The following is a 15,945-nucleotide window of genomic DNA, read 5'->3' as shown; positions in this document are numbered from 1 at the left end:
TACAGCCCCACGGAAAACTGTCAACGGCCTGCGGGAAAAAAATTCAAAATCTTCGGTTTCCACCTATGTTGTTGATTTCAAAACACACAATTTGACCATAAAACCATCGATCAGCCTCTTGCCGGGCGCCTCAGGGGCACCAGGGACGCCCAACCGAACCACCGAACCCGGACCGCCAGCAACAGCAGCATCACCATACCGTACGCCACCATGGGCGTAATATCACTGCGGGCCTGCCAGAGATAATGCCCCCAAGCCAGCAACACCGCCAGGTACACCAGGCGATGCAACGGCTTCCAGCGGCGCCCGAGTCGCCGCATCGCCATCTGGAAGGAGGTCGCAGCCAACATGGCGAGCAGCAGGAACGAGAGCGCGCCAAGCACGATGTAGGGACGCTGGGTGAACGTTGTCCCAAGATCCGACCAACCGAGAACGAACTGGAGAAAAGCCAGCAGGTGCAGGCAGGCATAGAAAAACGTGAATAAGCCCAGCATCCGACGGACGCGCACCCACGCGGACCACCCTGTCCAGCGCGCGAACGGGGTCATGCACAGGGTCAGCAGCAGGCACTGGAACGCCGCCAGTCCCAGCCGTTCGGTGATAATTTGGCCCGGATCCGGCCCCAGCCCCGCGCTGTAAAGGTCCCAGGCAATCCCGGACAGTGGCAACAACGCAAGGACAAACACCACGCCCTTGAACAGCGGTATTGGCAAGGCCATCGCCTTCGGCGCCTCCAGCTCCTCAGTAAAACTTGCTCAGATCCATACCACGATACAAGTGGGCGACCTGCTCGCCATACCCGTTGAACTTGCGGGTTTCGATCCAATGCGGGGACAACAGCCCGGAAGGCAGGCGGCGCTCTCGCTTTTGGCTCCAGCGTGGGTGATCAACCTCCGGGTTCACATTGGCATAGAACCCATATTCATTGGGAGCAATCGATTCCCAGGTGGTCACCGGACGCATTTCCTGGAACCGGATCTTGACGATCGATTTGATGCTCTTGAAGCCGTATTTCCAGGGCACCACCAAGCGCAGAGGTGCGCCATTCTGGTTTGGCAGGGTCTTGCCATAAAGCCCCACCGCCAAGAAACTGAGCTCATTCATCGCCTCATCCAAGCGCAGCCCCTCCCGGTAGGGCCAATCGATGGTGCTGAACAGCGAACGCTGGCCACGCATCTGCTCAGGGTCGTACAGGGTTTCGAAAGCGACGAACTTGGCGTTCGAGCCCGGTTCGAACCGGCGCAGTACTTCCGCCAGAGGGACACCGATCCAGGGAATCACCATCGACCAAGCCTCGACACATCGCAGCCGATACACCCGCTCCTGATACTCGACGGGTTTCAGCAAGTCTTCCAGGGCGTAGGTGCCAGGCTTGCCACACGCCCCCTCCACCACGACGGACCAAGGCTCCACCGTCATCTCACCCGCATATCGGGCGGGATCGCCCTTGCCCGTTCCGAACTCATAGAAGTTGTTGTAGCGGGTGGCATCTTCGTAGGGGGTCTGTTCTTCCCGGGTCGAGTATTCGGGCACAAAGGTGGATGGCAGTGACTGTCCCGGCCTAGGCACCGGCGCGGCTGTGGCCAGACCGGGCAGCAAGCCTGCCCCCGCGACAGACGCGGCCATGCCCGCCATGAAGGCGCGACGGCTGAGGTAAACGGGCTCCGGTGTCACTTCGGAGTAGGGAATCTGCCATGGGGGGCGAGTCGTGATCAGCATCCGGAGTCTCCAGCCTTTGTCCGTGTCCATGGCAATGGTTGACCGGGCAATACACAAAAAATTCCCCGGCGAGGCCGGGGAATTGCGGGAAACCGGGGCGCTGACGACTAGGCGGCGCGACGCGGTTTGCGACGGAACAGGGCCCGCACCGGGCCGGACAGGGCATAGACCAGGAACCCAGTGAACAGGACAGTGGCGGGATCGATGGCAATGACGATCAGTACCAGGACAAACAACAGGATGGCGGCAAACGGAACCCGGCCACGCAGGTCCAGGTCCTTGAAACTACGATAGAAAATGTTGCTGACCATCAGCACTCCGGTGCCCCCGACCACCAGCACCGACAGTGCCGTGAGCCAAGCGGCGTTGTCAAAGGCGTGGAAGCACCAGACCAGCCCCGCCACGCACGCTGCTGCCGACGGACTGGGCAGACCGACGAAGTATTTTTTGTCCACCGATCCAATCTGGGTATTGAACCGGGCTAGGCGCAACGCGGCGCCCGCCACGTAGATGAAGGTGATGGCCCAGCCGAACTTGCCCAACCCGTTCAGCGACCAGAAAAAGGCCACAAGCCCAGGCGCGACGCCGAAGGCTACCATGTCCGCCAGGCTGTCGTATTCCTCACCGAACTTGCTCTGGGTGTTGGTCATGCGCGCCACGCGGCCGTCCAGTCCGTCCAGAATCATGGAGACGAAAACCGCGACGGCCGCATTGTCAAACAGTCCGTTGGCCGCCGCGACAATGGCGTAGAAACCGGAAAACAGTGAGGCCGTGGTCAACGCATTGGGCAACAGGTAAATCCCCTTGCGCCGGACCGGCGCTCCCCCGACCAGTTCTTCCTCAACCACTTCGCCCATGTCCACTTCGGGCTCCTGGGCGTGGGACTTGACCGTGGACGCTTCCACCGAATGTTTTTCTTCACTCATTGCCTGATGACTCCGGAAAGCATGTTGGGCGCAGTATAAACGAAAAACGCGGCCACCCGGGCCGCGCTGTACAAACCGTGCCGGAAACCCGGATCAGTTCTTTTCCTTATCCACGATCTTGTTCGCGGAGATCCAGGGCATCATCGAACGCAGTTTTTCACCAACCACTTCGATCGGATGCGCGGCATTCTCGCGCCGGCGCGCGGTCATGGAAGGATAGTTCAGGCTGCCCTCGGCAATGAACATTTTCGCGTACTCGCCGCTCTGAATCCGCTTGAGCGCCTTGCGCATGGCCTCGCGGGACTGTTCGTTGATGATTTCCGGGCCGGTCACATACTCACCATACTCCGCGTTGTTGGAGATGGAGTAGTTCATGTTGGCAATGCCACCCTCGTACATCAGGTCAACGATCAGCTTCAGTTCGTGCAGGCACTCGAAATAGGCCATTTCAGGCGCGTAACCGGCGTCCACCAGGGTTTCGAAACCGGCCTTGACCAGCTCCACCGCACCACCGCACAACACCGCTTGCTCACCGAACAGGTCGGTTTCCGTCTCATCCTTAAAGGTGGTCTCGATGATGCCGGTGCGGCCGCCGCCGATGGCGCTGGCGTAGGAGAGCGCGACATTCTTGGCGTTGCCGGAAGCGTCCTGGAAGATCGCCACCAGATCTGGAATACCGCCGCCCTTGGTGAATTCCGAGCGCACGGTATGGCCCGGCGCCTTGGGCGCGACCATGATCACGTCCAGGTCCTTCCGGGGCACGATTTGGTTGTAGTGGATCGCGAAGCCGTGGGCAAAGGCCAGGGTGGCCCCTTCCTTGAGGTTCGGTTCGATCTCGTTCCGGTACAGCTGGGACTGGAACTCATCCGGAGTCAGCACCATGACCAGGTCTGCCTGGGCCACAGCGGAGGGCACATCACGGGTCTTCAGCCCATAGGCCTCGGCCTTGGCGATGGAGGAGGAGCCAGGGCGCAGCCCAACGGTCACGTCGACGCCGGAGTCTTTCAGGTTGCAGGCGTGGGCATGCCCTTGCGAGCCGAAGCCGATGATGGCTACTTTCTTGCCCTGGATGATGGAAAGGTCGCAATCCTTATCGTAATAAACTTTCATGAGAAACCTCTTATGGATGTCGGGCCGCAGGCCCTGCTGTCAAATTACGTTGTGCGGTTAGAGGCTGAGCACCTTCTCGCCACGGGCAATGCCGGAAACCCCAGTCCGGACCACTTCCAGCACGCCAGATGTGCCCACGGCCTGGATGAAGCCGTCCAGCTTCTCGCTGTCGCCCGTGAGCTGGACCGTGTACACCGAGCTGGTGACGTCGACGATCTGGCCCCGAAAGATGTCCACTGTGCGCTTGATCTCCGCACGCTGGGAACCGGTTGCTTTCAGCTTGACCAGCATCAGCTCCCGCTCAATGTGGGCGCCCTCGGTCAGGTCCACCAGTTTGACCACCTCAATGAGCTTGTTCAGCTGCTTGGTGATCTGTTCGATGACCCGGTCCGACCCCCGCGTGGTCACGGTCAGGCGGGACAAAGTCTCATCTTCCGTCGGCGCGACCGTCAGGGTCTCGATGTTGTAATTGCGCTGCGAAAACAGGCCGACCACCCGCGACAGCGCCCCGGGCTCGTTCTCCAGCAAAACAGAAATGATTCGACGCATGATCACACCCTCTCCGTCTTGCTGAGCCACATATCCTTCATGGCGCCACGAGCCACCTGCATCGGGTACACATGCTCGAAACGGTCCACGTAGACGTCGACAAAGACGAGCCGGTCCTTCATGGCCAGGGCCTCCCTCAGCTTGGGCTCGAGGTCTTCCTTGCGGTCAATCCGGATACCCACGTGGCCATAGGCCTCCGCGAGCTTGATGAAGTCCGGCAGGGACTCCATGTAGGACTGGGAGTGCCGGGACTCGTAGTTCATGTCCTGCCACTGTTTGACCATGCCCAGGGCTTGGTTGTTGAGGTTGATGATCTTCACCGGCAGATTGTACTGCTTGCAGGTGGACAGTTCCTGAATGTTCATCTGGATACTGCCCTCACCGGTGATGCACAGGACCTCCGCGTCAGGGTGCGTCAGCTTGACGCCCATGGCGGCCGGCAGACCAAACCCCATAGTGCCCAGACCACCGGAGTTGATCCAGCGGTTGGGCTTGTCGAACTTGTAGTACTGTGCCGCGAACATCTGGTGCTGGCCGACGTCGGACGCCACGTAGGCGTCTCCGTTGGTCAGTTTCCAGAGCAGCTCGATCACCTCCTGCGGCTTGATCACATCCGGGCTGGTTTCATAACGCATGCCATGAAATGCCCGCCACTCCTCGATCTGTTTCCACCAGGCAGCCAGCGCCTCGGCATCAGGCCGGGCCTTGCTTTCCCTGACCAGTGACAGCATTTCCTTGAGCACCGCATCGACCGGACCGACGATCGGTACATCCGCTTCCACGGTCTTGGAGATGGAGGCCGGGTCGATGTCGATGTGAATGATCCTCGCCCCCGGACAGAACTTCTCGGTGGCATTGGTCACCCGGTCATCGAAACGCGCCCCCACCGCCAGAATCAGGTCGGAATGGTGCATGGCCATGTTGGCCTCATAGGTGCCGTGCATGCCAAGCCAGCCCAGATGCTGCTTATCGGTGGCCGGGTAGCAGCCAATCCCCATCAGGGTATTGGTGATCGGGTAGCCCAGCCTCCGGGTCAGCTCGGTGAGCTGGTCCGATGCCTTGCCCAGGATGACGCCGCCGCCGGCGTAGATCACCGGACGTTTGGCCGCCAGCAGCATGTCCACCGCTTTTTTGATCTGACCGGCGTGACCCCGAACCGCCGGATTGTAGGAGCGCAACTTGACCTTCTTCGGGTATGAGTATTCATACCGCTCGTTCGGGGAGGTCATGTCTTTTGGAATGTCCACCACGACGGGGCCGGGACGGCCGGTCGAGGCGATGTAATAGGCCTTGCGGATGGTTTCGGGGATGTCCTGGGGACGGCGCACACTCATGTTGTGCTTCACCACCGGCCGGGACACACCGATCATGTCGGTTTCCTGAAAGGCATCCTCGCCGATCAGGGTGGATGCCACTTGGCCACACAGAACCACCATAGGGATGGAATCCATAAAGGCGGTGGCAATACCGGTGATGGTGTTGGTGGCTCCAGGGCCCGAGGTCACCAGCACGGTTCCAGGCTTGCCTGTGGCCCGGGCATAGCCGTCCGCCATGTGGACCGCCGCCTGTTCGTGCCTCACCAGAATATGCTTGACCTTGTCCTGCCTGAACAGCGCGTCATAGATGTGCAGCGCTGCGCCACCCGGATAACCGTATATGTACTCGACGCCCTCATCCTGAAGGGCGCGGATCAGCATATCGGCGCCAGACAATAACTCCACGTTTTTCTACCCTCTTCTACGAGTGAATGAGCCGGGAAAACCCGGTTGCCTGGATTCACGGTTTTCCGGCTTCTTGTGGAAGCGGAACCGGCTTGCTCCTCCACACCTTCAAAAGAGGTTGTCTCCTGGCCGGCCGCCCTCCTGAGGGTTGCGGAGGACGACCATTCGATCGGTTGCATGCATGCAACAACCAGTACACACCGCGACCCGGCGTGATCAGTGTGGTCATAAACGGGGGATACTTGCTCGGGATTGCCTGCCGTATTAACCCCAGTTTCAGGCAATCGACAATTCTGACAGCGCGAAACTCCCTGTCAATAGGCGCTGGCAGTTAATCCGCCACAATCGCCGAAAGCTCTGCCATACTTCCGGAAGCGACGCTGTCGAGTTTTGAACCAGACGAGGGAAATTGGGCCGGATTGGTGGCATGATAGGCACTGTCATGTCTTGGCCGCAGCGTCAGCGGAGCCTGAGCGGAAGTCACGGAAACGATGAGTGGGACGATGAACAGAAAAATCCTGATGTTTTTGAGCCTGTTGGCAATCGCCGCCCCAGGGCTGGCGTTCAGCGGTTCGGTTTACAAATGGACCGACGAGAACGGCATTACCCATTTCGGTGATCGCCAACCCACGGGCCAGCAGGCCGAACGGATCAGCGTACGAGCCGGTTCCGCCGCCAGCCCCAGCCAGCCGAGTGCGCCCCAGGAGCAGTTGAAAGCCCTGCAGGAACAGCAGGAACAACAAGCGGTTTCCGACCGCCGACAGGCTCAGCTGGACGCCATGCGTAAGCAGCGCGAGGCCAATTGCGCCATGGCCCGGGCCAATCTGGACATCATTGACAGCAACGCCCGGATCCGGGTCGAGGAAAACGGTGAGGCACGGTACCTCTCGCCGGAGGAAATCGCCACCGAACGGGAAAAATACCAGCGCATTGTCGACGAAAACTGTGGTCCTCAGGCCCCGGACGCCGATCTGCGCTGATCAAAAAAGGGCAGTCCTCCCAGACTGCCCTTTCCACATTGGCCGCCATCAGGCCTTTTCGAACACCAGCTGGTGCTCCTTCACCGTCGCCTTGATGGTATCCCCCGGCCCGAACTCGCCCTGTAGCAGTTTCTGAGCCAGCGGGTTCTCGATGTTGCGCTGGATCGCCCGCTTCAACGGACGGGCACCGTAGACCGGGTCGTATCCGACCTCCGCCAGCAACTCCATGGCGGCATCGTCCAGCTCCAGCCGGATGTCCTGATCCGCCAGACGCTTGTTCAGGGAGCCGATCTGGATCCGGGCGATACCGCGGATCTGATCTTCGGCCAGCGGATGGAACACCACCACCTCGTCGACCCGGTTAATGAACTCGGGCCGGAAATGGGTGCCAACCACCTCCATCACTGCGTTCTTCATGGCCTCATAGTTCTCCTCGCCCGCCTTTTGCTGGATGATGTCGGAACCCAGGTTCGAGGTCATCACGATCACGGTGTTACGGAAGTCCACGGTACGCCCCTGACCATCGGTCAGGCGGCCATCCTCCAGCACCTGTAGTAGGATGTTGAACACGTCCGGATGGGCTTTCTCCACCTCGTCCAGCAACAGTACGGAGTATGGCCGGCGCCGCACTGCCTCGGTCAGGTACCCCCCTTCCTCATAGCCGACATAGCCCGGAGGCGCGCCAATCAGCCGGGCCACGGAGTGCTTCTCCATGAACTCCGACATGTCGATGCGCACCATCGCCTCTTCGGTGTCGAACAAGAACGAAGCCAGCGCCTTGCACAGCTCCGTCTTGCCGACCCCGGTCGGGCCAAGGAACAGGAACGAGCCGTTCGGACGGTTCGGGTCAGAGAGGCCGGCCCGGGAGCGGCGTACCGCGTTGGCCACAGCCTCGACCGCCTCGTTCTGGCCAATAACCCGGGCATGCAGGGCCTCTTCCATGCGCATCAGTTTGTCGCGCTCGCCCTCCAGCATCTTGGATACGGGGATGCCCGTCCACTTGGATACCACCTCGGCGATTTCCTCCTCGGTGACACGGTTGCGCAGCAGCTTCATTTCCATCATTTCAGCCTGGCTGGCCATGTCCAGCTGGCGCTCCAGTTCGGGGATGCGGCCGTACTGAAGCTCGGACATTTTGGCCAGATCACCGGCACGGCGGGCATTTTCCAGGTCAATCCGAGCCTGTTCGAGCTGACTCTTGATTTTCTGGGAGCCCTGCAGTGCCGCTTTTTCGGTGTTCCAGACCTCTTCCAGGTCGGCGTACTCACGCTCAACCTTGGCGATCACCTCGCTCAGTTCCTCCAGCCGTTTCTTCGAGGCCGCATCGGTCTCTTTCTTCAACGCCTCGCGCTCAATCTTCAGCTGAATCAGGCGGCGCTCCAGGCGATCCAGTGCCTCCGGTTTGGAGTCCATTTCCATCCGGATCTGGCTGGCCGCCTCATCCACCAAGTCGATGGCTTTGTCCGGCAGCTGGCGGTCGGTGATGTACCGGTGCGACAGCTTGGCCGCGGCGATGATCGCGGCATCGGTCACCTCGACCCCATGATGCACCTCGTAGCGTTCCTTGAGGCCGCGGAGGATGGCAATGGTGTCTTCCTCGCTCGGCTCGTTCACAAACACCTTCTGGAAGCGCCGCTCCAGAGCCGCGTCCTTTTCAATGTACTCGCGGTACTCGTCCAGCGTCGTGGCGCCCACGCAGTGCAGCTCCCCCCGGGCCAGCGCCGGCTTGAGCATGTTGCCCGCATCCATCGACCCTTCGGCCTTGCCGGCGCCCACCATGGTATGGATTTCGTCGATGAACAGAATGACCTGCCCTTCCTGTTTAGCCAGTTCATTGAGCACCGCCTTCAGGCGCTCCTCGAACTCACCACGGAACTTGGCGCCGGCAATCAGGGCCCCCATGTCCAGAGACAATACCCGCTTGTCTTTCAGGCCATCGGGTACTTCACCATTGACGATACGCTGGGCCAGACCTTCGACGATGGCGGTCTTGCCCACGCCCGGCTCCCCGATCAGCACCGGGTTGTTCTTGCGGCGACGTTGCAGCACCTGGATGGTTCGACGGATCTCGTCGTCCCGGCCAATCACCGGGTCCAGTTTGCCGGCCGCGGCCCGCTCGGTCAGGTCGATGGTGTACTTAGACAGCGCTTGGCGGTTTTCCTCGGCACTGGCATCAGACACCGGTTCACCGCCCCGGATGTCGTCAATGGCCCGGGTCAGGGCAGCCTTGTCAACGCCCTGCTCCCGCAGCACCCGACCCAGGGTGCCTCGATCTTCCAGGGCTGCCAGCAGGATCAGCTCACTGGAAATGAACTGGTCCTTGCGTTGCTGGGCCAGCTTGTCGGCGATGTTGAACAGACGCCCCATGTCGTTGGACATGGACACATCCCCGGCCGACCCTTTGACTTCCGGCAGGTTCTCAATTTCCCGGGCCACCGCCTGACGCACCCGCCCCGGTTCCGCCCCCGCCTGTTTCAGCAGCGGCTTGATGGCGCTACCTTCCTGATCCAGCAAGGCCATCATCAAGTGAAGCGGTTCGATGAAGTTGTGATCCTTGCCCACCGCCAGCGACTGCGCATCCGCCAGCGCGGTCTGCAGTTTGCTGGTCAATTTGTCGATTCTCATACAGTGTCCCCAATCTGGTTCACGGATACCCTGCGATCCGAACGGCTGGATCGTTCATATCCCGTTGGCTTTGACACTAAATGTAGGGGCGGGCGGGGGGACTTCAAGCAAAAGGGCGGGCATTTCGTCAGAAAATTGACGGTTGTCATGTTGTCGAAGGGGTGCGCCGGCTGCCGACGCCACACTCAGGTCAGCCAGATCAGCGAGGCCATACGGCCGGTCTGGCCATCCCGACGATAGGAAAAGAACCGCTCGGAGTCGGACAGCGTGCACAGACCACCCCCAAACACCCGGCCAACACCCGCTTGGGCCAAGCGCTGGCGAGCCAACCCATACAGGTCGGCCAGGTAGTGGCCCGGCCGGTGGCTCGATGGGACAAAGGCCCGGGCGGCCTGCGGGTCCCGCGCGAGAAACTCGGCACGCACCTCCGGCCCGACTTCGAACCGCTGCGGGCCAATGGCCGGCCCCAACCAGGCCAGCACATCCCCCGCCGGCACCGGCATTGCGGTTACCAACCGCTCCAGGACCCCGGCACACAGGCTGCGCCAGCCCGCGTGCGCAGCCCCTACCACCTGCCCCGCCTGATCACAGAGCAGAACCGGCAAACAGTCCGCGGTAAGAATGGCACAGGCCATGCCCCGCTCACGGGTCCAGCAGGCGTCGGCGGTCACCAGCGTCCCGGCGGAAGCGGCCGTCAGAGCCACCACATCGATGCCATGGACTTGGTTCAGCCAAACCAGCCGAGCGGTTGGCAGCCCGGTCACTGCCGCCAGCCGACGCCGGTTTTCCACCACATCCTCCGGCCGATCCCCCACGTGCCCGCCCAGGTTCAGGCTGTTCCAGGGAGGCTGACTGACCCCACCCTGACGTGTCGTGCACAGGGCCCGAACACCGGCCGGCGCCGGCCAGTCCGGTGTCACCAGATCGCGTTCAGAAATCATGGAGCTCCCGTTCCCGGGCATGCGCCCTCAGCCCCTCGATCAGGGCCACCATATCGGCGGGCAGCGGCACTTCCCAGCTTAGCCGCTCGCCCGTTTCGGGGTGCTCCAGCGTCAGTTGCCGGGCATGCAATGCCTGCCGGCCAAACCCCGCCAGCAGGTCCCGCAGCTCCGGCGTGGCGCCCTTGGGTAACCGCATACGCCCCCCATAGAGCGGATCCCCAACCAGCGGGTGTTTGATGTACGCCATGTGCACGCGGATCTGGTGAGTCCGGCCACTTTCCAGGCGGCAGCGGATGTGGGTATGAGCGGCGAAACGCTCAACCAGCCGGTAATGGGTCACAGCCGGCTTGCCGGCGGCAACCACAGCCATCTTCTTGCGCTCACGGGGGTGGCGCCCGATGGGCGCGTCCACGGTGGCGCCACCGGTGAGGCTACCCACCACCACCGCGTCATACTCCCGCCCCATGGTCCGGGTTTGCAGTTGCTCCACCAGAGAGGTATGCGCCACCAGACTGCGGGCGACCACCATGATGCCCGAGGTGTCCTTGTCGAGCCGGTGTACAATCCCGGCCCGGGGCAGGTTCTCCACTTCAGGGGCATGGTTGAGGACGGCGTTCACTAGAGTACCCTCGGCATGGCCGGCGGCCGGATGCACCACCAGCCCCGCCGGCTTGTTGATCACCAGCAGGTGTTCATCCTCATAAACGATGTCGAGCCGGATGTCTTCCGCCGTCCAGCTCACCTGGACTTCAGGCTCTGCATTCAGTGCGATGACGTCGTCCAGCATCACCTTGTCACGGGGCTTGCGGGACTCGCCGTTCACTGTCAGGGCCCCCGCCCTGATCCAGGTTTGCAGGCGCGAGCGGGAGTGCTCCGGCATCAGCTGGGCCACCGCCTGGTCCAGACGACGGTCGCTGAGCTCGGCGGGAACGACGAAACGGGCGGTAATGCGGTTATCGGTGGACATCGAGCCCCCACGGCCAGTGATTACATTTCGGAGAGAATCTGCGACTGCCGAAGACCAGACACTGCACATGGAGGATCATCCCCGCTACAATGTCGGCTCTTTGCACATTACTCGACATTATACGGGATTCCGGCATGAGATCAGTTGTTCGTTTGCTGCTGCTATCCACCCTGGTGGCCATGATCAGCGCCTGCGCCAACCACCCCAGACAAGAGGAGGTGCTGCCGGAACAGACATATTATGAAAATGCCCGTCGCGCCATGAACGCCGGCAATTTCAACGAGGCCGAGCAGAATCTGGATGCACTGGAAACCTATTACCCGTTTGGCCGTTATGCCGAGCAGGCCCAGCTGGACCTGATTTTCGCCCGCTACCAGAACCTGGACCTGGAAGGCGCCCGCGCCGCCGCCGACCGCTTCCTGCGCCTGAACCCACAAAGCGAACACGCAGACTACGCGCTGTACATGCGGGGGCTGGCCTCGTACAACCTGGACGTAGGACTGGCCGCCCGCTACTTCCCGGTTGACATCTCGGCCCGCAACCCTGGCGAACAGCTCCAAGCCTTCCGGGATTTTTCCGAGCTGCTGAGCCGGTATCCGGACAGTGACTACGCCGCAGATGCCCGTCAGCGCATGCTCGCCATTCGCAACCGAATGGCTGAACTGGAACTGCACGCGGCCCGGTACTACATCAAGCGACAGGCCTATCTGGCGGCCAACAACCGGGCCCGCTACGTGCTGGAAAACTACCCGACTTCTCCGGCGGTCGAGGAAGCGCTTGTGATCATGGCCGAGACGTATCGTTTCCTCGACCTAAAAAAGGGGTATCGGGATGCCGTAGCACTGCTGCGGGAGAACTTCCCCAACAGCGAGGCGTTCGATGACAGGGGCGAGTTCAAGGCGGATATCCTGAAGCGGGAAAACCGGTCACTGGCCAACGTCGTGACCTTCGGCCTGATCGGCGACGAGTGAGCCGGCCCGGTCACTTGCCGCTTTTCCAGCCATTGGTGATGGGATAGCGGCGATCCTTGCCAAATCCCCGCTCGGTGATGCGCACCCCGATCGGGGCCTGTCGACGCTTATATTCGTTGACGTCCACCAGGCGAATGACCCGCTCCACATCCTTGCGCTCGAAGCCTTCGGCGATGATGGCCTCGGCACTGAAGTCGCGCTCCACGTACAGATTCAGAATCTGATCCAGAATGTCATAGCTGGGCAGACTGTCCTCGTCCTTCTGGCCTGGCGCCAGCTCCGCCGACGGCGGCCGGGTGATGACCCGCTCGGGGATCACCGGCGACAGGGTATTGCGGTAGCGGGCCAAGCGAAACACCAGCGTTTTGGGAACATCCTTGAGGACATCAAAGCCCCCCGCCATGTCGCCATAGAGCGTGGAATAGCCCACGGCCATCTCACTCTTGTTACCGGTCGTCAGCACCAGCGAACCGAATTTGTTGGACAGCGACATCAGCAACACACCGCGCAGGCGGGCCTGCAGGTTCTCTTCCGTGGTGTCCGGCGTGGTGCCCTGAAACGGTTCGGCCAGAGTGGCCATGAAGGCATCGTACATGGGCTCAATGGAGAACACATCGTACTGTACCCCCAGAGCCCGGGCTTCGGCCTCCGCGTCCTCGAGGCTCATACTGGAGGTATAGCGGAACGGCATCATTACGGCCCGGACCCGCTCCTTGCCCAAGGCATCGACGGCCACCGCCAGCGTTACCGCCGAGTCGATGCCCCCCGACAACCCCAGGACCACGGACCGGAAACCGTTCTTGTTGACGTAGTCCCTCACCCCGGTCACCAGGGCCTGGTAAACGCCCGCCTCCAGAGACAGAGGCTCCGGCAGCGGCTGGGAAATCGGCTGGCAGTGATGCTCGCACAGGAACTCCACCGGATAGAGGTCCTCCCGGAACTGGGGCGCTTCCACCCTGAGGGCGCCGGAGTGGTCATACACCATGGAGCCACCGTCAAACACCAGTTCGTCCTGGCCGCCGACCAAGTTGACGTACACGATGCTGATCGCATTCTCCCGGGACTTGCGCTCCAGCAAGGCCTTTCGACGTGCCTGCTTGTCGGTGTCGTAGGGTGAGGCATTGAGGTTCAGGAGCAACCGGGCGCCGGCGGCGGCGCAGTCCTCCACCGGACCGTCCTTCCAGATGTCCTCACACACGGTGATCCCTACCGGAATCCCCCGGATCGTCGTCAGGAAGGTATCCCGCCCCTCAGCGAAATAGCGTTTTTCGTCAAAAACCTGATAGTTCGGGGGGAAACGCTTGAAATAGCGTCCGGTGATCACGCCACGCTCCAGCACGACCGCGGCATTGTACAGCAGCCCGCCGTCCCGCAACGGAACGCCAATAATCAGGGTCGGCTCCAACCCGGCGCCCTGCAACCGCTCAAGCGCTTCCTGGACTCGCAGATCCAGACTGGGCCGGAGCAGCAGGTCTTCCGGCGGATACCCGGTAAGGCACAGTTCCGGAAACACCACCACATCGGCCTGGTGATCCCGCCACGCCCGGTGAGCGGCTTCGATCACCTTGTCGGTATTGCCCGGGATGTCCCCCACCAGAAAATCGAGCTGCGCCATCACAACCTTCAACCGTTGGGCGGACGCTGGGAACGCGGGGCGACTTCCGGACATAGATCGGCTCCTGTAACTTGTTGCCACGAAAACGCTATTATAACCCCGCGAAGCTCAGGATTCCCTAGGGAGCCGCCGATTCGCTCCCACGCCCCGGCAGCCAAAACAACGAGACCCATGACAACCGGCAACATGACCGACACCCCGACCTACGCGGAAACGCGCGCAAGCAACGAACAGCAGATCAAGCTGTTTCGCATTTACAACCACTATCGTTTGGTGGTGAGCCTGATGCTGGTGGGGCTGCTTCTGATCGAGCCGGTTACCTTCGATACCCGCTTCCGCTGGCACGACTACTACCAGGCCGGCGTCGTTTCTTATCTGGCGCTCAATGCCTTCATTGGACTGGTGTTGGTGGCCGGCTTTCGTCCCGGCCAACGTCACATCACCCTGTCAATCCTACTGGACATCCTGATCATGCATGGCCTGCTGCTGTCCAGCACCGGCATCACCAATGGCTTGGCCAACCTCGTGATCATCTCGGTGGCGGCGGGCAACATCCTGACCCCCAGTCGCATGGGCACCTTCTACGCTGCCCTGGCGGCGATCTGCTCCCTTGGTATCGCCGGCTGGGCGATTCTGGCATTGAACGAGAACGCCGACAACATCGTACGCGCCGGCTCCCTGGGCATTCTCTATTTCGCCACGGCCTTCCTGCTGCAGAACATTTCCCGGCGCATGATCCGAAGCGAGGCCCTGGCGTCAAGTCGAGCCCGGAGCATTGCCGAACTGGAGCGCATCAACCAGCAGATCATCCAGCGCATGCGCACCGGCATCCTGGTTCTGGACCGCTTCGGGCAAATCCGGCTCGTCAACGCTGCGGCGGAGGAACTGCTGTTCGGCTCCGGCACCGAGACGACGGCATCGCCCCTGCACCACCCGCGCACCCTGCCACCGGCACTGCGACAGGGGCTGGACGCCTGGCTGAAGGATCCGCGGCGCCGGGTCTCGCCATTCCAGCCTAACCCCGCCTCCCCGCTGTTGCAGGCCAATTTTACCCAGCTGGACCGGGAACGGGGCGACCAGATTCTAGTATTCATCGAGGACATGAGCAAAGTCACCCAGCAGGCCCAGCAAATGAAACTGGCCTCCCTGGGACGACTGACTGCCGGCATCGCCCATGAAATCCGCAACCCCCTGGGCGCTATCAGCCACGCAGCCCAGCTGTTGGAGGAGTCGCCCAGCCTGGCAGCAGGGGATCGGCGCATGCTGGACATCATCCGGCGCCACTCAAAACGGGTCAACGGCATCATCGAAAACGTTCTGGATCTATCCCGGCGCAGGGCCGCGGACCCGGAACTGGTGGACATCAGCCAATGGCTGCCGGAATTTCGCCGGGATTTCCTACAGGCTGACGCCACCCACTCGCCCCCCGCCTTCATCGAACTGGACATCGATCCCAACACGCCTCCGGCCCGGTTCGACAAAAGCCAGATCGAGCAGGTCTTGGTCAATCTCTGCGACAACGGCCTGCGCTACAGTGAGCAGCAAACGGGGACCCGCAGGGTACGGCTTCGGGCCGGCCCCATGGCGAACAGGGAAAGAGCGTTCGTGGAGGTGCGTGACTTTGGGCCGGGCATTGCGCCGGAGCACCGCGGTGCCGTGTTCGAACCCTTCTTCACCACCGACAAAAGCGGTACCGGGCTCGGGCTTTATCTTGCCAGGGAACTGTGCGAGGCTAACCAAGCTCACTTGGCCCTGGTGGAAGACGATCAGCCTGGCTGCTGCTTCCGCATGACGTTCGCCCACCCCGGTCGACTGATCTGA

At 61.6% G+C, this 15,945-nt stretch carries 13 protein-coding genes; 3 read left to right on the top strand and 10 right to left on the bottom strand.

Features of this window, described 5'->3' with window-relative positions:
- Positions 1-110: 110 nt before the first annotated feature.
- The 6 genes from BTO32_RS04680 to BTO32_RS04655 all read right to left on the bottom strand — a co-directional run bounded on the left by BTO32_RS04680 (position 111) and on the right by BTO32_RS04655 (position 6,025).
- A complete protein-coding gene (locus BTO32_RS04680; protein WP_076723297.1) occupies positions 111-719 on the bottom strand; it encodes a protein-methionine-sulfoxide reductase heme-binding subunit MsrQ in 609 nt (202 codons plus the stop codon).
- Positions 720-741: 22 nt separating this feature from the next.
- On the bottom strand, positions 742-1,719 hold the full coding sequence (gene msrP, locus BTO32_RS04675; protein ID WP_076723296.1) for a protein-methionine-sulfoxide reductase catalytic subunit MsrP: 978 nt from the start codon (positions 1,717-1,719) through the stop codon (positions 742-744).
- Positions 1,720-1,826: 107 nt separating this feature from the next.
- Positions 1,827-2,645 (bottom strand): CDP-diacylglycerol--serine O-phosphatidyltransferase, encoded by an 819-nt coding sequence (pssA, locus tag BTO32_RS04670; protein ID WP_076723295.1) that lies wholly within the window; start codon positions 2,643-2,645, stop codon positions 1,827-1,829.
- Between the two features lie 93 nt (positions 2,646-2,738).
- The gene (gene ilvC, locus BTO32_RS04665) at positions 2,739-3,755 is read right to left on the bottom strand and encodes a ketol-acid reductoisomerase (protein ID WP_076723294.1); all 1,017 of its coding nucleotides are present in this window, start codon (positions 3,753-3,755) and stop codon (positions 2,739-2,741) included.
- A 57-nt stretch (positions 3,756-3,812) separates the two neighbouring features.
- Entirely contained in the window at positions 3,813-4,304 is a 492-nt protein-coding gene (gene ilvN / locus BTO32_RS04660; protein WP_076723293.1) for an acetolactate synthase small subunit, read from the bottom strand.
- Between the two features lie 2 nt (positions 4,305-4,306).
- Positions 4,307-6,025 carry an acetolactate synthase 3 large subunit gene (locus BTO32_RS04655; protein ID WP_076723292.1) on the bottom strand — a complete coding sequence of 573 codons (1,719 nt, stop codon included), beginning with the start codon at positions 6,023-6,025 and terminating at the stop codon, positions 4,307-4,309.
- A 503-nt stretch (positions 6,026-6,528) separates the two neighbouring features.
- Here BTO32_RS04655 and BTO32_RS04650 point away from each other — a divergent pair.
- Entirely contained in the window at positions 6,529-7,005 is a 477-nt protein-coding gene (locus tag BTO32_RS04650) for a DUF4124 domain-containing protein (protein WP_076723291.1), read from the top strand.
- Between the two features lie 48 nt (positions 7,006-7,053).
- Here BTO32_RS04650 and clpB read toward each other — a convergent pair whose 3' ends face one another.
- The 3 genes from clpB to rluD all read right to left on the bottom strand — a co-directional run bounded on the left by clpB (position 7,054) and on the right by rluD (position 11,538).
- Positions 7,054-9,630, bottom strand: a complete 2,577-nt coding sequence (clpB, locus tag BTO32_RS04645; RefSeq protein ID WP_076723290.1) for an ATP-dependent chaperone ClpB — start codon at positions 9,628-9,630, stop codon at positions 7,054-7,056.
- Between the two features lie 185 nt (positions 9,631-9,815).
- Positions 9,816-10,571: a peptidoglycan editing factor PgeF gene (pgeF, locus tag BTO32_RS04640; protein WP_076723289.1), complete on the bottom strand. Its 756-nt coding sequence runs from the start codon at positions 10,569-10,571 to the stop codon at positions 9,816-9,818.
- Positions 10,561-11,538 carry a 23S rRNA pseudouridine(1911/1915/1917) synthase RluD gene (gene rluD, locus BTO32_RS04635; RefSeq protein WP_076723288.1) on the bottom strand — a complete coding sequence of 326 codons (978 nt, stop codon included), beginning with the start codon at positions 11,536-11,538 and terminating at the stop codon, positions 10,561-10,563. The genes pgeF and rluD overlap by 11 nt, the downstream gene beginning before the upstream one ends.
- A gap of 134 nt (positions 11,539-11,672) precedes the next feature.
- Between rluD and BTO32_RS04630 the strand changes: the two genes are divergently transcribed.
- Positions 11,673-12,509 carry an outer membrane protein assembly factor BamD gene (locus BTO32_RS04630; RefSeq protein WP_076723287.1) on the top strand — a complete coding sequence of 279 codons (837 nt, stop codon included), beginning with the start codon at positions 11,673-11,675 and terminating at the stop codon, positions 12,507-12,509.
- A gap of 10 nt (positions 12,510-12,519) precedes the next feature.
- Here BTO32_RS04630 and BTO32_RS04625 read toward each other — a convergent pair whose 3' ends face one another.
- Entirely contained in the window at positions 12,520-14,178 is a 1,659-nt protein-coding gene (locus tag BTO32_RS04625; RefSeq protein WP_076723286.1) for an NAD+ synthase, read from the bottom strand.
- Between the two features lie 117 nt (positions 14,179-14,295).
- Between BTO32_RS04625 and BTO32_RS04620 the strand changes: the two genes are divergently transcribed.
- The gene (locus tag BTO32_RS04620) at positions 14,296-15,945 is read left to right on the top strand and encodes a sensor histidine kinase (protein ID WP_245820268.1); all 1,650 of its coding nucleotides are present in this window, start codon (positions 14,296-14,298) and stop codon (positions 15,943-15,945) included.

Source organism: Marinobacter lutaoensis, from assembly GCF_001981305.1.
Classification (GTDB): Bacteria; Pseudomonadota; Gammaproteobacteria; order Pseudomonadales; family Oleiphilaceae; genus Marinobacter; species Marinobacter lutaoensis.
The sequence above is the reverse complement of the archived record's forward strand: the minus strand, read 5'-3'. Positions and strand labels throughout refer to the sequence as shown.

Coding starts and splice junctions, on each gene's coding strand:
- BTO32_RS04680 (WP_076723297.1), bottom strand. CDS start 719: ATGGCCTTGCCAATACCGCTGTTCAAGGGCGTGGTGTTTGTCCTTGCG.
- msrP (WP_076723296.1), bottom strand. CDS start 1,719: ATGCTGATCACGACTCGCCCCCCATGGCAGATTCCCTACTCCGAAGTG.
- pssA (WP_076723295.1), bottom strand. CDS start 2,645: ATGAGTGAAGAAAAACATTCGGTGGAAGCGTCCACGGTCAAGTCCCAC.
- ilvC (WP_076723294.1), bottom strand. CDS start 3,755: ATGAAAGTTTATTACGATAAGGATTGCGACCTTTCCATCATCCAGGGC.
- ilvN (WP_076723293.1), bottom strand. CDS start 4,304: ATGCGTCGAATCATTTCTGTTTTGCTGGAGAACGAGCCCGGGGCGCTG.
- BTO32_RS04650 (WP_076723291.1), top strand. CDS start 6,529: ATGAACAGAAAAATCCTGATGTTTTTGAGCCTGTTGGCAATCGCCGCC.
- clpB (WP_076723290.1), bottom strand. CDS start 9,630: ATGAGAATCGACAAATTGACCAGCAAACTGCAGACCGCGCTGGCGGAT.
- pgeF (WP_076723289.1), bottom strand. CDS start 10,571: ATGATTTCTGAACGCGATCTGGTGACACCGGACTGGCCGGCGCCGGCC.
- rluD (WP_076723288.1), bottom strand. CDS start 11,538: ATGTCCACCGATAACCGCATTACCGCCCGTTTCGTCGTTCCCGCCGAG.
- BTO32_RS04630 (WP_076723287.1), top strand. CDS start 11,673: ATGAGATCAGTTGTTCGTTTGCTGCTGCTATCCACCCTGGTGGCCATG.
- BTO32_RS04625 (WP_076723286.1), bottom strand. CDS start 14,178: ATGTCCGGAAGTCGCCCCGCGTTCCCAGCGTCCGCCCAACGGTTGAAG.
- BTO32_RS04620 (WP_245820268.1), top strand. CDS start 14,296: ATGACAACCGGCAACATGACCGACACCCCGACCTACGCGGAAACGCGC.